This window comes from Flavobacterium sp. XGLA_31, from assembly GCF_051547105.1.
Classification (GTDB): Bacteria; Bacteroidota; Bacteroidia; order Flavobacteriales; family Flavobacteriaceae; genus Flavobacterium.
Map to the genome: position 1 here is coordinate 116,072 of NZ_JBPTTM010000008.1, position 19,185 is coordinate 135,256.

General features: G+C 40.6%; 15 protein-coding genes and 1 pseudogene. 6 read left to right on the top strand and 10 right to left on the bottom strand.

The annotated features are described in order from the left end of the window. Positions 1–28: 28 nt before the first annotated feature. Entirely contained in the window at positions 29–1,801 is a 1,773-nt protein-coding gene (locus ACSVH6_RS12670) for an AMP-dependent synthetase/ligase (RefSeq protein ID WP_438079064.1), read from the bottom strand. 119 nt (positions 1,802–1,920) lie between these two features. On the opposite strand from ACSVH6_RS12670, the gene ACSVH6_RS12675 reads away from it, so the two are divergent. After that, positions 1,921–3,846, top strand: coding sequence for an LTA synthase family protein (locus tag ACSVH6_RS12675; protein WP_438079066.1), 1,926 nt, complete (start codon positions 1,921–1,923; stop codon positions 3,844–3,846). A 106-nt stretch (positions 3,847–3,952) separates the two neighbouring features. Next, positions 3,953–4,540 (top strand): dual specificity protein phosphatase family protein, encoded by a 588-nt coding sequence (locus ACSVH6_RS12680; protein WP_438079068.1) that lies wholly within the window; start codon positions 3,953–3,955, stop codon positions 4,538–4,540. Between the two features lie 40 nt (positions 4,541–4,580). Here ACSVH6_RS12680 and ACSVH6_RS12685 read toward each other — a convergent pair whose 3' ends face one another. Further along, positions 4,581–4,973 carry an SRPBCC family protein gene (locus ACSVH6_RS12685; RefSeq protein ID WP_438079070.1) on the bottom strand — a complete coding sequence of 131 codons (393 nt, stop codon included), beginning with the start codon at positions 4,971–4,973 and terminating at the stop codon, positions 4,581–4,583. Between the two features lie 99 nt (positions 4,974–5,072). Then, the gene (gene pyrE / locus ACSVH6_RS12690; RefSeq protein ID WP_438079072.1) at positions 5,073–5,714 is read right to left on the bottom strand and encodes an orotate phosphoribosyltransferase; all 642 of its coding nucleotides are present in this window, start codon (positions 5,712–5,714) and stop codon (positions 5,073–5,075) included. Positions 5,715–5,721: 7 nt separating this feature from the next. Here pyrE and ACSVH6_RS12695 point away from each other — a divergent pair, with 7 nt between their 5' ends. Continuing rightward, entirely contained in the window at positions 5,722–6,327 is a 606-nt protein-coding gene (locus tag ACSVH6_RS12695; RefSeq protein WP_438079074.1) for an NUDIX hydrolase, read from the top strand. On the opposite strand, the gene ACSVH6_RS12700 is transcribed toward ACSVH6_RS12695, so the two are convergent. From ACSVH6_RS12700 to ACSVH6_RS12710, 3 genes are all read right to left on the bottom strand, one after another. Then, positions 6,317–6,835, bottom strand: coding sequence for a helix-turn-helix domain-containing protein (locus tag ACSVH6_RS12700; protein ID WP_438079076.1), 519 nt, complete (start codon positions 6,833–6,835; stop codon positions 6,317–6,319). The genes ACSVH6_RS12695 and ACSVH6_RS12700 overlap by 11 nt on opposite strands. A gap of 223 nt (positions 6,836–7,058) precedes the next feature. Then, positions 7,059–7,526: a pantetheine-phosphate adenylyltransferase gene (gene coaD, locus ACSVH6_RS12705; protein ID WP_438079078.1), complete on the bottom strand. Its 468-nt coding sequence runs from the start codon at positions 7,524–7,526 to the stop codon at positions 7,059–7,061. 3 nt (positions 7,527–7,529) lie between these two features. After that, a complete protein-coding gene (locus tag ACSVH6_RS12710; protein ID WP_438079080.1) occupies positions 7,530–8,504 on the bottom strand; it encodes a D-alanine--D-alanine ligase in 975 nt (324 codons plus the stop codon). Positions 8,505–8,610: 106 nt separating this feature from the next. Between ACSVH6_RS12710 and ACSVH6_RS12715 the strand changes: the two genes are divergently transcribed. Both ACSVH6_RS12715 and ACSVH6_RS12720 read left to right on the top strand, forming a co-directional pair. Further along, complete coding sequence (locus ACSVH6_RS12715; protein ID WP_438079082.1) at positions 8,611–9,222, top strand: PASTA domain-containing protein; 612 nt, start codon at positions 8,611–8,613, stop codon at positions 9,220–9,222. Then, entirely contained in the window at positions 9,222–10,274 is a 1,053-nt protein-coding gene (locus ACSVH6_RS12720) for an RluA family pseudouridine synthase (RefSeq protein WP_438079084.1), read from the top strand. The genes ACSVH6_RS12715 and ACSVH6_RS12720 overlap by 1 nt, the downstream gene beginning before the upstream one ends. A gap of 81 nt (positions 10,275–10,355) precedes the next feature. On the opposite strand, the gene lgt is transcribed toward ACSVH6_RS12720, so the two are convergent. The 4 genes from lgt to folE all read right to left on the bottom strand — a co-directional run bounded on the left by lgt (position 10,356) and on the right by folE (position 13,821). Next, the gene (gene lgt, locus ACSVH6_RS12725) at positions 10,356–11,270 is read right to left on the bottom strand and encodes a prolipoprotein diacylglyceryl transferase (protein ID WP_438079085.1); all 915 of its coding nucleotides are present in this window, start codon (positions 11,268–11,270) and stop codon (positions 10,356–10,358) included. A gap of 64 nt (positions 11,271–11,334) precedes the next feature. Then, entirely contained in the window at positions 11,335–11,580 is a 246-nt protein-coding gene (yidD, locus tag ACSVH6_RS12730; protein ID WP_438079087.1) for a membrane protein insertion efficiency factor YidD, read from the bottom strand. Positions 11,581–11,598: 18 nt separating this feature from the next. Continuing rightward, positions 11,599–13,080, bottom strand: a complete 1,482-nt coding sequence (gene cysS / locus ACSVH6_RS12735) for a cysteine--tRNA ligase (protein WP_438079089.1) — start codon at positions 13,078–13,080, stop codon at positions 11,599–11,601. A 69-nt stretch (positions 13,081–13,149) separates the two neighbouring features. Beyond that, the gene (folE, locus tag ACSVH6_RS12740) at positions 13,150–13,821 is read right to left on the bottom strand and encodes a GTP cyclohydrolase I FolE (RefSeq protein WP_438079091.1); all 672 of its coding nucleotides are present in this window, start codon (positions 13,819–13,821) and stop codon (positions 13,150–13,152) included. 176 nt (positions 13,822–13,997) lie between these two features. Between folE and ACSVH6_RS12745 the strand changes: the two are divergent. Next, positions 13,998–19,185 (top strand): annotated as a pseudogene (locus ACSVH6_RS12745) (hypothetical protein); the annotation flags it as partial.

A 19,185-nucleotide genomic window follows, 5' to 3' on the forward strand; every position in this document is an offset into this window, starting at 1 on the left:
ACTATTTAAAAAGAAGGATTGTTAATAATTATCCATAGATTTTTTGGTACAAATTCCGGTACTTTTCCATCACGGCTTTTCTTTTGAGTTTCATGGTAGGAGTGAGGTGGCCTCCGTCTACGGACCAAACATCAGGAGTCAGTTCGATGCGCTTGATTTGTTCCCAATGTCCGAATTTTTTATTGATTTCATTGACTTCTTGTAAAATACGATCCTGTACTTTAGGGTCGGCACTGATTTCAGCATCGCTGGTTCCAAGGGTAATATGGTGCAAATTGGCCCATTCCCTCACAAATGCAAAATTAGGTTGAATGAAAGCTGCCGGCATTTTTTCACCGTCTCCTATGACCATAATTTGTTCAATAAAGCGCGATTGTTTCATGGCATTTTCCAACAGTTGAGGGGCAATGTATTTGCCGCCAGAGGTTTTGAACATTTCCTTTTTGCGGTCGGTGATTTTCAGAAAACCTTCATCGTCAATTTCGCCTATATCTCCTGTGTGAAAGTAGCCGTCAACAATGGCTTCCTGAGTCAGTTTTTCGTCTTTGTAATAGCCCAGCATTACATTGGGGCCTTTGCAGAGTATTTCGCCATCAGCGGCTATTTTAACTTCTACGTTGTCTATAATTTTACCAACGGTGCCTATCTTAAAGCCCCGGTTACGCAGGTCGTTTACGGCTATGACCGGAGAGGTTTCGGTTAGCCCGTAGCCTTCCATGATGTAAATTTCGGCAGCAGCAAAGATGCGCAACAATCGCGGCTGAAGTGCCGCACTACCGTTGACAATCAAATCAAGTCGGCCTCCCAAACCTTCTTTCCATTTGCTGAAAATAAGTTTACGGGCTATTTGAAGTTGTAGTTCGTACCACCAACCGTTGGCCCAGTAAGGTTCGTAGCGCTCTCCTACCTGTACGGCCCAAAAGAAGAGTTTGCGTTTGAGTCCGGTTAATGCGGAGCCTTTGGCAATGATGCGTTCGTATACTTTCTCTGTCAAACGCGGCACTCCTGTCATCACCGTTGGGCTTACCTCTCTGACGTTGTCGCCTATTTTCTCAATTGACTCTCCAAAATAAACGGAACAGCTGTAGAACTGGTATATATAGGTCACCATGCGTTCATAGATGTGACAGATAGGTAAAAAGCTCAAAGCGATGCTTTTTCCTTCGTCAAAGGGAATGCGATTGGCGCTGTCGAGTACATTAGATACAATATTGTGGTGTGACAGCATGACGCCTTTGGGTCTTCCGGTGGTGCCCGAGGTATAAATGATGGTGGCCAAATCACTACCGCTCACGGCACTTTTTCGGGCTTCCACTTCGGGTTGATTGCTGTCGTCCTGTCCCAGTTCGAGCAAGGTTTTCCAGGAAAGACACTGGCTTATTTCGTTGAAAGAGTAAACTTCTTTGAGGTATGGTGTTTTTGAACGGATGAGGTTTACTTTGCGCAGTACTTCTTCATCCGATACAAAACAATATTGGGCTTCACTATGATTGAGGATGTATTCGTAATCGTCTTCTGAAATAGTAGGGTAAATGGGAACATTTTGAGCCCCTAGCTGTAATATCCCAATATCCATAACATGCCATTCGGTTCTGTTGTTGCTGGAGATAACGGCTATTTTGTCATTTTTCTGTACGCCCAAACGTAACAAAGCTCGTGATATGGTATTGGCCATATCAATATATTTTTGTGTACTGGTTTTTACCCAGACACCATTCTGCTTAGTGACTAAACAAGCTTCGAGATTGTTTTTAGAAAGTTGGTGGTATGGAAAGTCAAAAAGTCGGGTGATAGGAGCCATGGGTCGTAATAATTTGATGCAAATTAAATAATATTGGGGTCATTCACAATATTAAAATAAAATATAAAAAGATATTGGCTAAATATGTAGTTTTGCAACGATAATTTTTGATGCTATCCATGAAGAAATTCCATCGGTTTAATGAATATAAAGTTTTGGTCATCAGAATTTTATTAGTCTATCTGTTTTATTTTATTGCCAGGCTTTTATTTTTTGTTTACAATCAGAATCTCATCAAAGTAGATGGCGTTTATGATTTTCTCCGGTTGTGTTACCACGGACTTGTATTTGACACCACAACCATACTCTACATCAACAGTTTATTTATTCTACTCTCCATCGTTCCGGCGGTACACAATACCCAGAAGAAGTTTCAGAAATTTCAGTTTTGGCTTTATTTTATAACCAATTTGTTGGCGTATGCCACCAATTTTATCGACTTTATATATTACCGTTATTCTTTTAATCGCAGTACACGAGCCTCTTTGGATACTTTGCAGAACGAGAGTAATAAATCGCTGTTGTTTCTGAATTTTCTTCAAAACTACTGGCATGTGTTTTTGCTGTTTTTTGTACTGAGTTACTGTTGGATTTACCTATACAAGAAAACGAAAATCAAAGCGGTGAACGAAACCAAAAACGTCAAATATTTTGCCATTTCCACCGTTTACTTTTTGCTGATTGTAACCCTGTGTATTGGTGGAATTCGTGGCGATTTCAAAAAAAGTACCCGTCCGATAAACATTTTGGATGCCAGCCGCTATGTAACCAATTCCTCTCAGGCTGACGTCGTGTTGAATACTCCTTTTGCTATCATCCGCACTTGGAATACCAATTCGTTTAAAAAAGAGAATTATATGCCTAAGGCGGAGGCCGACCGCTTGTTAATCCCGATTAAACACTATCAAAACAATCCGGCGACCAAGCCCAATATCGTAGTGTTTATTTTGGAAAGTTTTGGTCGCGAGTATTGTGGTGCCTTTAATAAAGACGCCAAAATTCCGGGATATGAGGGTTATACTCCCTTTGTTGACTCGTTGGCCCAACACAGCTTAATTTTTACCAATGCGTATGCCAACGGTTGGAAGTCGATACACGGGGTTTCCTCAATCATAGCCGGAATTCCTTCGTTTAAAGATGCATTTACGTCATCACCTTACCCTAAACAAAAAATTGAATCATTGGTGTCTACGTTGAAGAGTGAAGGTTACGATACCTCTTTCTTTCATGGAGCTCCCAATGGTTCCATGGGATTTTTGGGCTTTGGTAATATTTTAGGTTATGATCATTACTATGGGAAGACCGAATACAACAACGATGCTGATTTTGACGGGGTTTGGGGGATTTGGGATGAACCGTTTTTTCAATATTTCAACAAAACCCTGACGGCCAAGAAACAGCCGTTTATGGCTACCTTGTTTTCGGTTTCTTCACATGAGCCTTATAAGGTGCCCGCTCAATATGAAGGCAAATTTCCCAAAGGCAAAGTCAACATCAACCAATGCATCGGTTATACCGATTTTGCATTGAAACGTTTTTTTAACGAAGCTAAAAAGCAGCCGTGGTATAAAAATACTATTTTTGTATTGGTAGCCGATCATGGCAATACGGTAGCCTATGATGAATACCTGAAAGAGTTCAATCGCAATACAGTGCCGATTTTGTTCTTTACTCCAAATGAAAAATATGTGGGCGTAAACACAGACTGGGCGCAGCAAATAGATATTTATCCAACATTATTGGATATGATTGGATATCCAAAGCCTTTCCGAAGTTGGGGTAGGAGTTTGATCAGTGACAAGCAAGTACCTCCTTTCGTGGTAAAGTATTCGCAAAATGTCTATCAGTTTATGGAGGGCAATTACATTTGCTGTTTTGACGGTAAAAATGTGGTTGGGTTTTATGCTAAAGACGATAAAGGGATGGAGCACAACCTAATCAAAAATAAAACGCCGGAGATGGAGGGCATTGCGTTAAGATGTAAGGCATTTGTACAGGATTACATGGAAAGAATAATTGATAAGAGATTGACAACGGTAAAATAGGAATATAAATAATGAGATAATAGATAATAGACGAATAGATAATAGACGAACTGTTTTTGGTCTATCATCTTTCATCTGTTTGTCTCTCATCTAAATAATAAAAAATATGAAAAAGAAAATTGGAATTGTTGTTTTGGTATTGGTGTTAATTGGCACCGGAAAATATGTGTATGACCGTCACATCAACCATAATTTTATGACCATTACCGAAGGCAAGGTATACAAATCGGGGGTGATACCGCCCGATGAGATTGCGGATTATGTGAAGAAATACCACATTAAATCGATAGTTGATTTGCGTTTCCCGGGAACCGGTGACACGGTCAACAATCCGGAGATTCCTGCTGAACTGACAGCCGAAAAGGAAGCTGTAGAAAAAATTCCGGGAGTAAACTATTTTAACAACGGTTGCGATCAGGTACCTGATCAGGCAGCAGTTGATTCCTTTTTAAAGATTATGGATAACAAAGCCAATTATCCGGTACTGATTCACTGTTACCACGGTATTGGTCGTTCTCAGTTGTTTGCGGCCTTGTACCGTATTGAATTTGAAGGATGGAGCAATGAAGACGCCCGAAACAAAGCCGCTTTTCCGGTGATGTTCAGTTCGTTTGATGACGGTACTCCTAAAGGAGAATATCTAAAAGCGTATAAAACCAGAAAGCAAAAAGCTGAAGAAAATAAGACCAAATAAAAAAGAGAGCCTTAGGCTCTCTTTTTTATTTATGTGTGTTTTACAGTTTGTGCATGTTTTGCGCTAAGGTCTCAATAAATTTAGAGATAGGTCCTTTAATCATCATGGCCATCATCGGATTGAATTCGCCTTCAAAGATCAATTGAACAGCAGTAGAAGCATCAGAAACCGCATCCAAATTTGCTGTTAAAGTGAAAGGCAATTTATCGCTCGCAGCAGCCAAGTTTACTTTAGAATGTGGCACACCTTCTTTCAATCTTAATTTGATTTCGGGCATTCCTTTTAGTCCAAAATTGAAAATATCATCACCCAATACTTCAAATTTGGCAATGTTCTCCGGCATGAGTTTTTCAAAGTTTTTGACCTCTGACAGCGCATTATAGAGGTATTCAGCTGATTTTTCTACGGTAACTTTCGGGCTTTCTAAATTCATAGTTTTATGTTTTTGAGATAATAGATAACAGACTAAGAGATGAGAGATAGAAAATTATTTATCTGTTGTCTATCCGTCTGTCATCTATTTGTCTGTCTTTTATACATTCCAAGTTGACGGGCTTTCGCGCCATTCCTGAAGGGTTTTTAATTCTTTTTCGGTGATGTAGTTTTTTGCTACAGCTAAATGCAAGAGGTTTTCGTAATTGCTCAGCGTTTTTAAATCCACATTGGCGTTTTTGAAGTTGGCTTCAGCCACATCAAAACCATAAGTGAAAATAGCGGCCATGCCTTTAACATGTGCTCCAGCTTCTTTCAAGGCTTCCACTGCGAGTAAACTACTGTTGCCCGTACTGATTAAATCTTCAACTACCACAACATTCTGTCCTTTTTGTAAAAAACCTTCTACTTGGTTTTGACGCCCGTGTTTTTTGGGTTCGGGACGCACATATACAAAAGGCAGTCCCATGTATTCGGCTACAAGTATTCCAATTCCTATGGCACCTGTGGCGACACCGGCAATCACATCGGGTTTGCCAAACTCTTTCTCAATATGCTTGGCAAATTCTTCCCGGACATAATTTCGTATCGCAGGAAAAGATAAGATTAAACGATTATCACAATAAATAGGAGAGTGCCAACCCGAGGCCCATGTAAAAGGATTTTTTGGATTCAATTTAATTGCATTTATTTGTAAAAGCAATTCGGCTGTTTTTTCGGCTGTGTCTTTATTAAAAATCATAGTACAAATGTATAAAGTTTTTGTCAACGATAAACCACTTTTTTTAACTAACGAAATCGCGAAAGAAACCGATTTTCAGTTGTTCTTGTTGGAAAGTATTGATATTGAACAACTCATCATCAAAATGTTTCAGAACAAAATTCAGAAAGCCTATTTGTACTATCCGGATGAAAAAGCGATACTGAAAAAACTCAAGGAAAAAATTCCTGTTTGCAAGGCCGGTGGCGGGTTGGTTTATAACAAGAAAGGCGAGGTGTTATTCATCTTCCGCAACGGAAAATGGGATTTGCCTAAGGGAGGCATCGAGAAAAACGAAGAGATTGAATATACTGCCTTGCGCGAAGTGGAGGAAGAAACCGGTGTCAATCGTCTGTTGATTACTCACAAACTCCAAAAAACATATCACATTTTTAAACGCGGCGGTAAATACAAACTAAAAATTACGCATTGGTTTGAAATGCAGTCGGGTTTTGAAGGCGAACTGGTACCTCAAACCAAAGAAGGTATCGAGAAAGCGGCTTGGCTCAATCCGGAACAGGTGAAGGAAGCCTTGAAAAATTCCTATGAAAACATCAAACTGCTGTTTGAAGAAGAAAAACTCCTTAAAAAGTAACCTTCTGTTTTTTGAGTTCAGCCCCCAGCCAAAGGGCTTCCTGCTGAAGCCATTCGACTTCGAGGCGTGCCATCTCTGCTTTGACCAGTAACGGGTTGGCATTGACACCGTCCAATTTTTTTACCAGTTTTGTTGCTGTTTCGCCGGCTTTTGCCTGTTTCTTTACATGGGCAGTCAATAGTTGGGCCTTGACGGCTTGTCCGCTTTTTTCTTTGGCCGCATCCCATTTCCGTGTGGCGAGAGCCAACTGGAATTGGTTTTCACTGAGTTTGGCTTCGAGTTGCTTTTTGACTTCCCGGCCAACATCTGCCGGTAAGTCCGGAGAGCCTTTTCGGGTGGCAGCCTGCAGTCCCAGTTCTATTTCGGCCAGCCGTACCATCGCAGCAGTAGGCAGGCTTCTTTTTCCGGATTCATACATAGACCATTGGCTCCGCTTGATGTGCAACAAATCAGCCATAGCGGATTGCGTGAGGCCCAATTCGTGACGGACGGTGATTTTTTTTCCCATGGGATGCTTTTTAGTTTGGTTCGTTCCTTTTTTTTGTGTCAATTTTGAAAAAAAATAATGAGTTAACACAAACAGGTGTCAATTACAAATTTAAAATATTTTTGACACAGACTTGTGTCAGTTTTAAATTTTAAAAGCATTTGACACAACAAGTTGTAAAAACAGGTAATGCAAGGGACGGTTTCCCTGAATCTTACCGGTATCGATACGAAAAATGAAGTAATTATTTTTCTTTTTTTACAATCACACTTTCGGGAACCAAAACGGTATAATCCCCACCGTTACGAATGACATCACGTACAATGCTCGAACTGATGTAAGATGTTTTGGAAGCGGTAAGTAAAAAAACGGTTTCTATTTGTGACAGTTTTCGGTTGGTGTGTGCAATCGCTTTTTCAAATTCGAAGTCGGCCGGATTGCGGAGTCCGCGTAATATAAAGTCAGCTTCCAGTTTTTTACACAAATCAATCGTCAGGCCTTCATAAGTAACCACCGATACTTTGGGTTCGTCTTTGAACGCGTCTTCGATGAATTTTTTGCGGTCTTCCAGGGTAAACATGTACTTTTTATCGGCGTTAATGCCGATAGCGACAATCACTTCATCAAAAAGTGAAACGCCTCTTTTGATGATGTCGTAATGTCCCAAGGTGATGGGATCAAAGGAACCGGGAAACACTGCTTTTCTTTTCATACGTTATTTGTTTAAGGCCAATTCCAAAGCATTGGTAAATAAATCGGTTAAGGAGATGCCTGCTTCTTTGGCTTGTTGCGGAATAAGGCTCTCTGTAGTTAAACCGGGTATGGTATTCATTTCCAACATATGTGGCTCGCCGTCAACTAGGATGAATTCACTACGCGAAAAGCCGGTCATTTTGAGTACTTCATAAGCTCTTTTGGCTACTGCCGATACCTTGGCAGTCATTTCAGGCGAAATGCGGGCCGGTGTAATCTCTTGTGATTTGCCTAAATACTTGGCTTCATAATCAAAGAAGTCATTTTCTGAAACAATTTCAGTAATCGGCAAAACGGTTATGGTTCCCTGATAGTTGATCACGCCAACAGATACTTCGGTGCCGTCCAGAAAACTTTCGATGATTAATTCGTTATCCTCTTTATAGGCATTGGCGATGGCATACAGCAGTTCATCTTTGGTCTTAACTTTCGAAATACCAAAACTGGAACCCGATTTGTTGGGTTTTACAAAACAAGGTAAGCCCACAGTCTTCAATATAGCATCTTGATCGATAGTGTCGCCAAGGTTTAAATAATAGGAAGTGGCAGTCTTAATGCCGTAAGGTTTCAATACCGATAATAAATCCCGTTTGTTGAAGGTTAAGGCAGCCTGATAATAATCACAGGAACTTTGCGGAATGCCCAGTAATTGGAAATACGCCTGCATCAAACCGTCTTCGCCGGGCGTACCGTGAATGGCATTGAAAACTACGTCAAAATTGATTTTGGTGCCATTGACAGTAACTGAAAAATCATTTTTATCAATGGGGAATTCAACATCATGGTCATCAACGTAAACCCATTTTTCTTGGAATATGTGGATGCGGTATCCGATAAATTTTGAAGCGTCTAAAAACTGGTATACAACATTACCGCTTTTAAGAGAGATTTGGTATTCACTGGAATAACCGCCCATGATGATGGCCACTTTTTTCATTAGTAGTTTGAGTTTGGTTGATGTTTTATGTGTAACAAAATTATCATTTTTTTTGAAACCAATAACCTTTATGTTTTTTATATCTTTGTGCAAATTAATTTTATTTATGAGCTTACGCCAATATCTAACCAGTCGGGTTTTTTTTGTTCAAATTTTGGCCGCTATGGCAATCGTTGCAGGGCTTTCCTATTTGTTTTTTCATTGGATTACCTACACCACTCACCACGGTGAAGAAATTACGGTACCCGATTTGAGTAAGCTTTCGGTGGAACAAGCCGAAGAGAAACTGGACGCTGTTGATTTGAATTACATTATTTTAGATACGGTAGATTACAGACCTGAATTCCCCAAACTCACTATAGTGGAACAGGAACCCAAAGCCGGTTCCAAAGTAAAAGAAGGCCGAAAAATATACATCAAAATCAATGCAGAGAAATTCACCATGGTGGCTTTACCTGATTTGGTAGAGAAAACGTACCGTCAGGCAGTGCCTACCCTGGAAGCGGTTGGATTGCAGGAAGGAACCATTACGTACAAGCCTTACTTGGGTAAAGATATGGTGCTTGAAATGCGATTGAACGGCAAAAAACTAAAAGCAGGTGACAAAGTGTTGAAATCTTCAAAAATTGATCTGGTACTGGGAGATGGTAAAGTGGTTTTTGACGATACGACTATTGATTCTACTGCTGTTGATACAACTACTGCACCTGTTAATTAATGAGCCAAACTACAGAAATTCAAGATCTAGAAGACGAATTATTTGAGCACCATCGTTTTGTTTCCCCCAAAGGACAGGGGTTACTGCGTGTGGATAAATTTTTGATGCAACTCATTGAAAATGCCAGCCGGAATAAAATCCAGAAAGCAGCCGAAGACGGGAATATCTGGGTCAATGATGTTCCGGTAAAATCTAATTACAGGGTTAAGCCTTTTGATGTGGTTCGGGTAATGCTGACTCATCCACCGTTTGAAAACCATATTATTCCCGAAGACATACCGTTGGATATCGTGTACGAAGACGATGCGTTGTTGGTCATTAATAAACCGGCCGGATTGGTAGTGCATCCCGGACACGGTAATTACACCGGAACGCTGGTCAATGCCTTGGCTTTTCATTTCGATAACTTACCGATGAATTCAAGCGAGCGACCGGGATTGGTTCATCGTATTGATAAAAATACTACTGGATTATTGGTGGTTGCTAAGACGGAAGCAGCCATGACCCATTTGGCCAAACAGTTTGAAGACAAAACATCAGAGCGCGAATATATTGCACTGGTTTGGGGTAATATTAAAGAAGACGAAGGAACCATCGAAGGAAATATCGCCCGTCATGTTAAGGATCGTATGCAAATGGCTGTTTATCCTGATGGGGATGTGGGTAAGCATGCAGTTACTCATTATAAAGTCTTGGAACGATTCGGTTATGTTACTTTGGTATCGTGCAAACTCGAAACCGGAAGAACGCACCAAATTCGTGTGCACATGAAATACATCGGCCACACCTTGTTTAATGATGCCCGCTATGGAGGGGATATCATTTTAAAGGGAACCACTTTTACCAAATACAAACAGTTTATTGATAATTGTTTCAAAACGTTGCCAAGACAGGCTTTACATGCTAAAACGTTGGGTTTTGAACATCCGGTCACTAAAGAATACATGCGCTTTGATACTGAACTTCCAAAAGATATGCAGGAGTGTATTGAAAAATGGCGCAATTATGCCAAGTCGCATACAGAAGTAAATGAAGAAGACCCGAGTTCGTAGTACGAACGGTATGGAGCAAAGCGTAATAATAAAAAAAGCCCCGATACATTCGGGGCTTTTTTGTGTTTGTAAAGTTTTATTTTAAAGGTCGTCTTCGATTGGTTTTTCCGCTACAAAAACATAATAGATTCCTACTAAGATAAAGGGTATACTAAGCCATTGACCGGTCGATAATAAACCAAAATCTTTCTCGATACCTCCTTGGCTTTCTTTGACATACTCCACCACAAAGCGAACCGTCCAAAGCAGGATTAAGAAATACCCGAACAGTAAACCTTGTTTTTCGGCAGTTTTGGTTTTCCAGTATAAAAAGAATAAAATGAAAAAGACAAAGATGTATAAAAAGGCTTCATACAACTGCGCCGGATGTTTGGCCGGTACTTTTTCCAGTAAAGCGGCAAACTGAGGATTGTGGGCTATGGCGTTGTAGGCATCATTTGGATTGCTCATTTTGGTGCTGTTCATGGCATCACTTGGCGAATAATAATCTCTTATGAATTTCATTCCCAGAGCTGAATCGGTGGCTTTCCCGACAATCTCAGAGTTGAAAAAATTGCCGATTCGAACAAAAATGGCCCCGCAGGCTACCGGAATTACCACGCGGTCCAACACCCAAAGCATTGGTTTTTTGACTACGTTTTTGGCGTAAAAATACATGGTGATAATAATAGCGATGGCCGCACCATGACTGGCTAAACCTCGGAATCCGGTGAACTCTATCCCGTTTTCAAATTTAAAGGGTAATAAGATTTCGGAAAGATGATTACGGAAATATTCCCAGTCATAGAAAAATACATGTCCGAGTCGGGCACCCAGCAAAGTTGCTATTACGGTCCAAATGAATAAAGTGTCCAGTTTTTCTACCGGAACATTTTCACGGTCATAAATGCGCTTCATGATATACCAGCCCAGTCCAAAGGCTATAACAAACATTAAACTGTAAAAGCGTATGGTAAAAGAACCAATTTCAATTCCTTCTGACGGATTCCAAATCATGATTGTGGGGTTTATGATATTTCAAATATAATTATAAAAAGTAATAACAGAAAACCATTAGGTTTTATTTATGATGGCATTTTTTTTCAGGCACAGGGTCATAGCCGCTTCTTCCCCAGGGATGACAACTCAAAATCCGCTTTACCCCTAAATAAGTACCGAGAAAAAGGCCGTGAACTTTGAGTGCTTCCGCAAAGTAAGCGGAGCAGGTAGGTTCAAATCGACAGGAGGCAGGTGTAAAAGGGGAAATGGCTACCTGATAAAATCGAATTAAGAAAAGGAAAGGAGCAATGACAATCTTTTTAAACATAATTCGTCTTTATAATCCTTACTGTATGGTAAATGAAGTGCCTTCTTTGCCGTCTTTTAATTGTATTCCCAGCTCTGATAATTGGTCACGGATTTGGTCAGAAAGCGCAAAATTTTTGTTGGCGCGAGCTTCCAGTCGCATATTGATCAGCATGTCAACAACCCCTTCCAGTTTATCCGAATTATTAGCAGCAGTTTTTTCATTTCGAATACCCAAAACATCAAAAATGAAAGTGTTCAATGTTTCCGAAAGGCTGCTGATGTCTTCGGCGGTCAAACTTTCTTTACCATCATTAACCAAATTCACAAACTTGATTCCTTCAAATAAAGCGGCAATTAAGATAGGCGTATTGAAATCGTCATTCATCGCCTCATAACAACTTTGTTTCCAATTTGCAATATCGATTGACGAGCTGTGACTCGGTTTTAAATCTTTTAGTATATCTAAACCGTCCATTAGTCGGTTAAATCCTTTTTCCGCGGCTACAATTCCGTCATTGGTAAAATCGAGTATGCTTCGGTAATGCGCCTGCATCATAAAGAAACGGGCCACATTAGGCGAAAAGGCTTTGCTTAAAAAAGGACTTCCTCCGTTGTAAATTTCATTGGGAAGGATATTGTTTCCGGTAGATTTTGACATTTTTTTGCCGTTCAATGTCAGCATGTTGGCATGCATCCAATAATTCACCGGACTGTGCCCGGTACAGGCTTCGTTTTGAGCAATTTCACATTCATGATGTGGAAATTTTAAATCCATTCCTCCTCCGTGAATGTCAAAAGTTTCACCTAAGTATTTAGTGCTCATGGCGGTACATTCCAAGTGCCAGCCCGGAAATCCTACGCCCCATGGTGAAGGCCAACGCATAATGTGTTCCGGTTCTGCTTTTTTCCAAAGCGCAAAATCCTGCGGATTCTTTTTGTCGCTCTGACCGTCTGTATCTCTGGTATTGGCGAGCATTTCGTCAATATTTCGACCGCTTAATTTTCCGTAGTGGTTCTTTTCGTTGAATTTCACTACATCAAAATATACGGAGCCATTTTTTTCATAGGCAAATCCTTTTGCTATAATCTGACTCACAATTTCGATTTGTTCAATGATGTGTCCAGTAGCGGTGGGTTCGATACTTGGCGGCAGAAAGTTGAATTGGTTGAGAACATCGTGAAAATCTACGGTATAACGTTGTACGATTTCCATGGGCTCCAATTGCTCTACACGCGCTTTTTTGGCAATCTTATCCTCACCATCATCCACGTCATCTACAATATGGCCTACATCAGTGATGTTGCGTACATAACGGACTTTGTATCCCAAATGCAATAAATAACGGAAAATCATGTCAAACGACATAAAGGTGCGCACATTACCTAAGTGTACATTGCTGTATACTGTCGGGCCACATACATACATGCCTATATTACCGGGATGTACCGGTTGGAACAGTTCCTTTTCTCCCGATAGAGAGTTGTATATTTTGAGGGGATGATTTTTGTAAAGTTGCATTTTTGTTAGGAGCTATTTCCCGCTTTTTGCGTCTCGTTCTAAAAATGAGATTTGCTGCAATCGGGGCTATTAAAAATTAGTATCTAATCGAATGTAATCTAAAAATTCTCTTCGGGTTAGTTCGTCTTTGAATTTACCGCCAAATTCAGAAGTTACGGTACTGCTTTCAATATCTCGAATTCCTCTTGAGTTGACGCATAAATGCTTGGCATCAATCACGCAAGCGACATCTTCGGTTCCTAATACTTTTTGCAATTCCTGTACAATTTGCATGGTTAAACGTTCTTGAACCTGAGGTCTTTTGGCAAAATAATCAACGATACGGTTCATTTTAGAAAGCCCTACAACGGTACCATTAGAAATATAAGCTACATGAGCACGGCCCACTATGGGAAGCAGGTGGTGTTCACAGGTAGAGTAGAGGGTGATATTTTTTTCCACCAGCATTTCACCGTATTTATAGTGATTTTGAAAAGTAGAAGAGCTGGGTTTTTTATTGGGGTTCAACCCACCGAAAATTTCTTTCACAAACATTTTGGCTACCCGGTTAGGAGTTCCTTTTAAGCTGTCATCGGTTAAATCCATTCCTAATGTTTTAAGAATGCTTTCAACGTCTGCTTTTATTGCGTTTATTTTTTCCTCGTCACTAAGGTCAAAGGCATCTTTTCTAACAGGATTTTGGGCGCTGGTCGCAATATGACTGTTTCCAATTTCGTCCTGAAAATTATCGTTATTTATCATTAAAGTAAAAGAATTAATTGGGGTTTCGGAATAAGAGAGCAAAGATAAATAATAATATTTAAACTACATCTGCAAGTGTTAATATTTGAAAATAATTGTCTTTTTGTGTTATTTATTTCTTAAAATTACGTAAATTTCGCTCCAAAAATTAGCTAAAAAAGAAAACCAAAAAAACTATGAAAAAAAAGTATTATTTCTATATTCTGTTGAATATATTATTAATAAGTCCCGTTTTTTCTCAAAATTTACTAACAAATGGGGATTTTGAATCCGGAATTAGCGGAGTTGGATTTGTTACTAATGGCGCAGGGTATACTTACGTTCCGCCGGCTTCTTACGGCACGACCACGGCAGGTAAATTTGCTGTGGCACCCAATCCAAAACTGGTCAATACGACCAATTTTATTTCGGAAGGCGATCATACGTCTGGTACTGGTAATATGTTGCTTTTTGACTGTGGAACAACTACAAGTAATTCTTCCTTTTGGAAAGCAGGGAGTACCGGCGCCGGTGTTACCGGTCTAACTGTAGGGACTACGTATTACTTTAGTTATTGGATCAAATCTATTTCCAATCAAGTTACCTCGGCGGCCACTTCAGCTAATATTGCTTTTACGGCTGCACCTACAGGGGCAACTGCACCGGTCTTACTTAGTGGTACTGCTTTAGCGCCGCTACCGGCCTTGGGATGGAGACAGGTAATTTATTCCTTTACTGCTACGGCTACCACCGTAACGCTCGATTTAAAAAATACTACCAGTAATGCTACAGGAAATGATTTTGCTGTGGATGATTTTATGTTGACAGACGATTTGACGGTTACCTATACTGTAACCAATGCCAATTGTGCTGTTGGAAATAACGGATCGGTAACAGTTACTGCCTTTGGAGGAACTTTGCCTTATACAACTTATACATTAACCGGGCCTGGTCCGACGAATGTAAGCAATGCTACCGGAGTCTTTACTAATTTGCAACCCGGTACTTATACTGTTTCTGTTACTGATAGTGGTCTGCCAACTCCTCAAACAGCTACACTTACGAATGTAGTTGTTGGGCCGACAATTACTATTGTAGCCGGGGCTAACGGCACGACTATTTGTTCCGGTGGTTCAACCACTTTGACTGCTTCGGGTAGTTCGGCGGCCTATTCATGGACATCAAATCCTGTTGGATTTACATCCAATGTGGCTAATCCTACAGTGAGTCCTACTGTTACGACAATATATACTGTGTCTTCAACCATTGGTTCTTGTGCTCCATTAACAAAGAGTATCACAGTCAATGTTAATTCTCTGCCTACAGCAACCATATCAGGAACGACTACTATTTGTTCCGGAGCTACTACTGTAATAACCTTTACGGGGACACCAAATGCTACAGTGACCTATAAGGTAAACGGGGGAACCAATCAGACTATTGTTCTGGATGCTGCAGGAAATGCTACTTTGACGACCCCGTCAATTTCCGCTACTACGGTTTATTCATTGGTAAATGTAATTTCAGCAGCGCCGGCTTCTTGTACAAATGTTGTTTCCGGTTCGGCTGTAGTTACTGTCAATATTCAGTTAGGTGTGACTGCCTCTCCAAACCCGATTTGTGCCAATGGTATTAGTACGGTTAAAGCCGCCGGATTCACATTTGGTGCCGCTGCAGGAGTTCCTTTGAATCCTATGACGGGAGCTACTACCATATTGACTAACGGGAATGATAATACGCCTTCAACCACAAACAATATCGGATTCAGTTTTGAATTTGCCGGGATTACTTATACCCAATTCTCTGTTTCCCCTGATGGCTGGTTGCTTTTAGGTGGCGCTACCGCTTCCAATCAAGCAACAAACACAACCACCAGTGCGTTAAACATACCAAAGTTGTATCCTTTTTGGGATGACATGACTACCGGAACAGATGGTAGTGTTAGTGTATTAGTAACTGGTACAGCTCCGAATAGGATTTTTATTGTGCAATGGAATGTGACTATTCCGAAGAATTTAACCGGACCGGCCAATTCCACTTTCCAAATGTGGCTTTATGAAACAACCAATGTTGTAGAGTATCACTATGGAACTATGGGGGCTCAAACTTCAAATAGTATCTCAGGTGGATATACGGTAAGTGCAACGAATTTCAGCAGTATTAATTTTGCCAATAACAGTGCGAGTTCCACTATAGCAAACGACGCAAATACTGTTGTTCCTGCTTCGGGAACGTCTTTTGTTTACACACCACTTACCTCGTTAATCTGGTCACCGACTACTAATTTATTCATAGATTCAGCTGCTACTATACCTTATACCGGTGATTCGAGAGATTTGGTTTACGCTACCAATCTTCCTTTGGCTGGTGCTACCTACACGGTAACCGGAACGAGTGCGGGAGGATGTACGGCAACAGCTAATGTGACTATCACTGTTTCGGTTCCTACAGCTGCTCCAAGTGCGAATCAAACGATTTGCCCGGGGAATGCAGCTACAATTACCATAACGGGAACACCAAACTCTGTTGTAACTATAGTGAATAATGCAACTCCTCAGGCTACCTATACCGTTAATATAGGCCCTACGGGAACAGGGATTTTTACTACTCCGGTTTTACAAGAAACGGTAATTTATAATTTGATTAAAGTCAAAGGGTTTTTCTCGTTATGTGAAACCACATTGACCGGAGTGTCGGTAACTATTACCGTAGTTCCGAACGGATGTGCAACAGTAGAAACCGTTAACGCACCCAATACCCCTCCTTTGGATTTAACATTGTGTACTGTGGGTGAGTGTAGAACTTTGGAAGCAAACTTTTCTCCAATACCTTCTACTAACACTTACGCTGTAACATCAATTCCTTTTTGTCCGCAAGCTGCTTTCGAAAACCCATCATGGACTAACATAGGTCCGGGAACTGCTTTTGGAGATGACGATTGGTCTTGTCCGTTTACATTTCCGGCAGGTATGAATTTTTGTTTTTACGGTCAAAATTATACGCAATTAAATGTTGGAACCAATCAGGTTATCCATTTTCCAAGTCCAAGTACATTTGCTTGTGGCGATTTTTGTCCTTGGTCATATAATTCAACTATACCGAATGCCGGGTTTCCGGTAACAAATGCAATATTCGGGGTATATCAGGATACTGATTATTCTGTCACGCCACCGGCAGGCACAAATGTAAGTGTAAATTATTCGGTTGTTGGTACTTATCCGTGTCGAAAATTTATTGCTAATTTTACGAATTGCCCTCAATTTTCGTGTGGAAACACTTTAGGTTTCTCGACTAGTCAAATTGTTTTGTATGAAGTTTCAAATATAATTGAAGTATATGTACAAAGAAGGGTAGCATGTACCGGTTGGAACGGTGGAAGAGGGACAATAGGTGTAATTAATAACACAGGGACACAGGCTGTTGCCGCACCCGGTAGAAATGCAGCTCCATTTAGTACAGATCCCACACCAACTGACCCGAATAATCCAGATAACGTATCTGAAGCGTGGCGTTTTACTCCTACGGGACCTAATGTGCCGGTTGTTGTTTCTTGGTATGATGGTGCTACTTTAATAGGTACCGGACCTACAATAACGGTTTGCCCAACGACTACAACAACCTATTGTCTTAAAGCTACCTATGATGTTTGTGGGGTACCTCAATTTGCAGAATCATGTGTTACTTTAAATGTGAATCCGGATTTGACAGGACAACCGAACGATCTTACGGAATGTAATTCCCCTTATGACTTGACAGAAAATGATACGGCTATTTTAGGAGCCCTTAATCCGGCTGAATATGAAATTACCTATCACACTAATCCGGCTGATGCTGATACCGGGAATAATCCGATACCGAATCCGACTGCTTATATACCGCCATCACTACCGTACACTGTTTATGCATCAATATATTTAAACAGTTATAATTGTAGAGTAGTTAAGCCGTTCGATTTGCTGGAGCAATGTGGTGTAACCATCCAGCCGGTTTCTGATTTGACCGAATGTGAAACAACTTACGGTAGTGGAGTAGGTAGTTTTAATTTTACACCTCAGACACCAATTGCGCTAGGTCCGTTGAATCCATTAGATTACACAGTAACCTATCATTTGAATCAGACTGATGCTAATAACGGTGTTGCCATCAACCCTATAGCCAATGTACTCGGAACGGAAGGTCAGGTTATTGTTGTTAAATTAACAGATAACAATGATTCGAGTATAAGCAGCACAACGACATTCACATTGCATGTCAATCCGTTACCTACGGCTGCTATCACCGGTACAACCAGTATCTGTTCCGGAAATAATACTCAAATTTGTTTTAATGGGACTCCGGATGCCACGGTTACCTATACTGTTGATGGAGGTACAAATCAAACCATCGTATTAGATGCTACCGGCAATGCTTGTTTAACGACTCCTAATTTGACAGCAACGTCTGTTTATACTTTAGTCAGTGTCATTAATACGATAACCAATTGTTCTCAAAACTTAACCGGTTCAGCAACGGTGACTGTTGTGCCTTTACCGACGGCCACTATATCCGGTACCACTTCAGTTTGTGTTAATAGTGCTAATCCGTTGATAACATTTGAAGGATTTAGCGGAACTCCTCCGTATACTTTTACATATTTGGATGCCAATGGGGTTTCTCAAACCGTCTCAACTACGGCTGGTAATTCAACGGTAACAGTTAGTGCTCCGACAACAGCAGCGGGAACCTTCACCTATACCTTGGTTAATGTACAAAGTTCAGGAACACCATCGTGTTCTCAAAATCAAAATGGTACGGTTACCATAACTGTTAATCCGTTACCAACAGCCACGATTTCAGGTACCGTTTCGGTTTGTAAAAATTCAACACCAGATCCGACAATTACGTTCACAGGAGCTAACGGAACTGCGCCTTACACATTTACTTATTTGGATGCCAATAACGTTTCGCAGACCATTACATCTGTTGGAAACACGGCAACAATAACGGTACCTACTACTGTAGTCGGTGCTTTTACCTATACTCTGGTAAGTGTACAAGATTCGAGTACTACAGTATGCTCTCAGACGCAAAGTGGTTCAGCTACGGTAACTGTAAACGATATACCGGTAATCAATACTCCAACTCCTTATGTGGTATGTGATGATACCATAAACAATGACGGAATCTACTGTTTTGATTTAACTATTAAAAATCCGGAAATCAGTACCGCTGCAGTTACGATTACTTATCATGAAACACAAACCGATGCAGATACGGGAGCTAATCCTAAATCATCGCCGTACTGTAATATTTCAACAGGAACACAAACTTTATATGTCAGAGTTTTTGATCCGGCAACTCCGGCGTGTTATGCCACTACCACGCTACAGTTAGTTGTAAACCCAT

Coding starts and splice junctions, on each gene's coding strand:
- ACSVH6_RS12685 (WP_438079070.1), bottom strand. CDS start 4,973: ATGAATTTAGAAAGCCCGAAAGTTACCGTAGAAAAATCAGCTGAATAC.
- cysS (WP_438079089.1), bottom strand. CDS start 13,080: ATGCAACTTTACAAAAATCATCCCCTCAAAATATACAACTCTCTATCG.
- ACSVH6_RS12695 (WP_438079074.1), top strand. CDS start 5,722: ATGTATAAAGTTTTTGTCAACGATAAACCACTTTTTTTAACTAACGAA.
- ACSVH6_RS12675 (WP_438079066.1), top strand. CDS start 1,921: ATGAAGAAATTCCATCGGTTTAATGAATATAAAGTTTTGGTCATCAGA.
- ACSVH6_RS12700 (WP_438079076.1), bottom strand. CDS start 6,835: ATGGGAAAAAAAATCACCGTCCGTCACGAATTGGGCCTCACGCAATCC.
- ACSVH6_RS12680 (WP_438079068.1), top strand. CDS start 3,953: ATGAAAAAGAAAATTGGAATTGTTGTTTTGGTATTGGTGTTAATTGGC.
- ACSVH6_RS12720 (WP_438079084.1), top strand. CDS start 9,222: ATGAGCCAAACTACAGAAATTCAAGATCTAGAAGACGAATTATTTGAG.
- ACSVH6_RS12670 (WP_438079064.1), bottom strand. CDS start 1,801: ATGGCTCCTATCACCCGACTTTTTGACTTTCCATACCACCAACTTTCT.
- yidD (WP_438079087.1), bottom strand. CDS start 11,580: ATGTTTAAAAAGATTGTCATTGCTCCTTTCCTTTTCTTAATTCGATTT.
- ACSVH6_RS12715 (WP_438079082.1), top strand. CDS start 8,611: ATGAGCTTACGCCAATATCTAACCAGTCGGGTTTTTTTTGTTCAAATT.
- pyrE (WP_438079072.1), bottom strand. CDS start 5,714: ATGATTTTTAATAAAGACACAGCCGAAAAAACAGCCGAATTGCTTTTA.
- coaD (WP_438079078.1), bottom strand. CDS start 7,526: ATGAAAAGAAAAGCAGTGTTTCCCGGTTCCTTTGATCCCATCACCTTG.
- folE (WP_438079091.1), bottom strand. CDS start 13,821: ATGATAAATAACGATAATTTTCAGGACGAAATTGGAAACAGTCATATT.
- lgt (WP_438079085.1), bottom strand. CDS start 11,270: ATGATTTGGAATCCGTCAGAAGGAATTGAAATTGGTTCTTTTACCATA.
- ACSVH6_RS12710 (WP_438079080.1), bottom strand. CDS start 8,504: ATGAAAAAAGTGGCCATCATCATGGGCGGTTATTCCAGTGAATACCAA.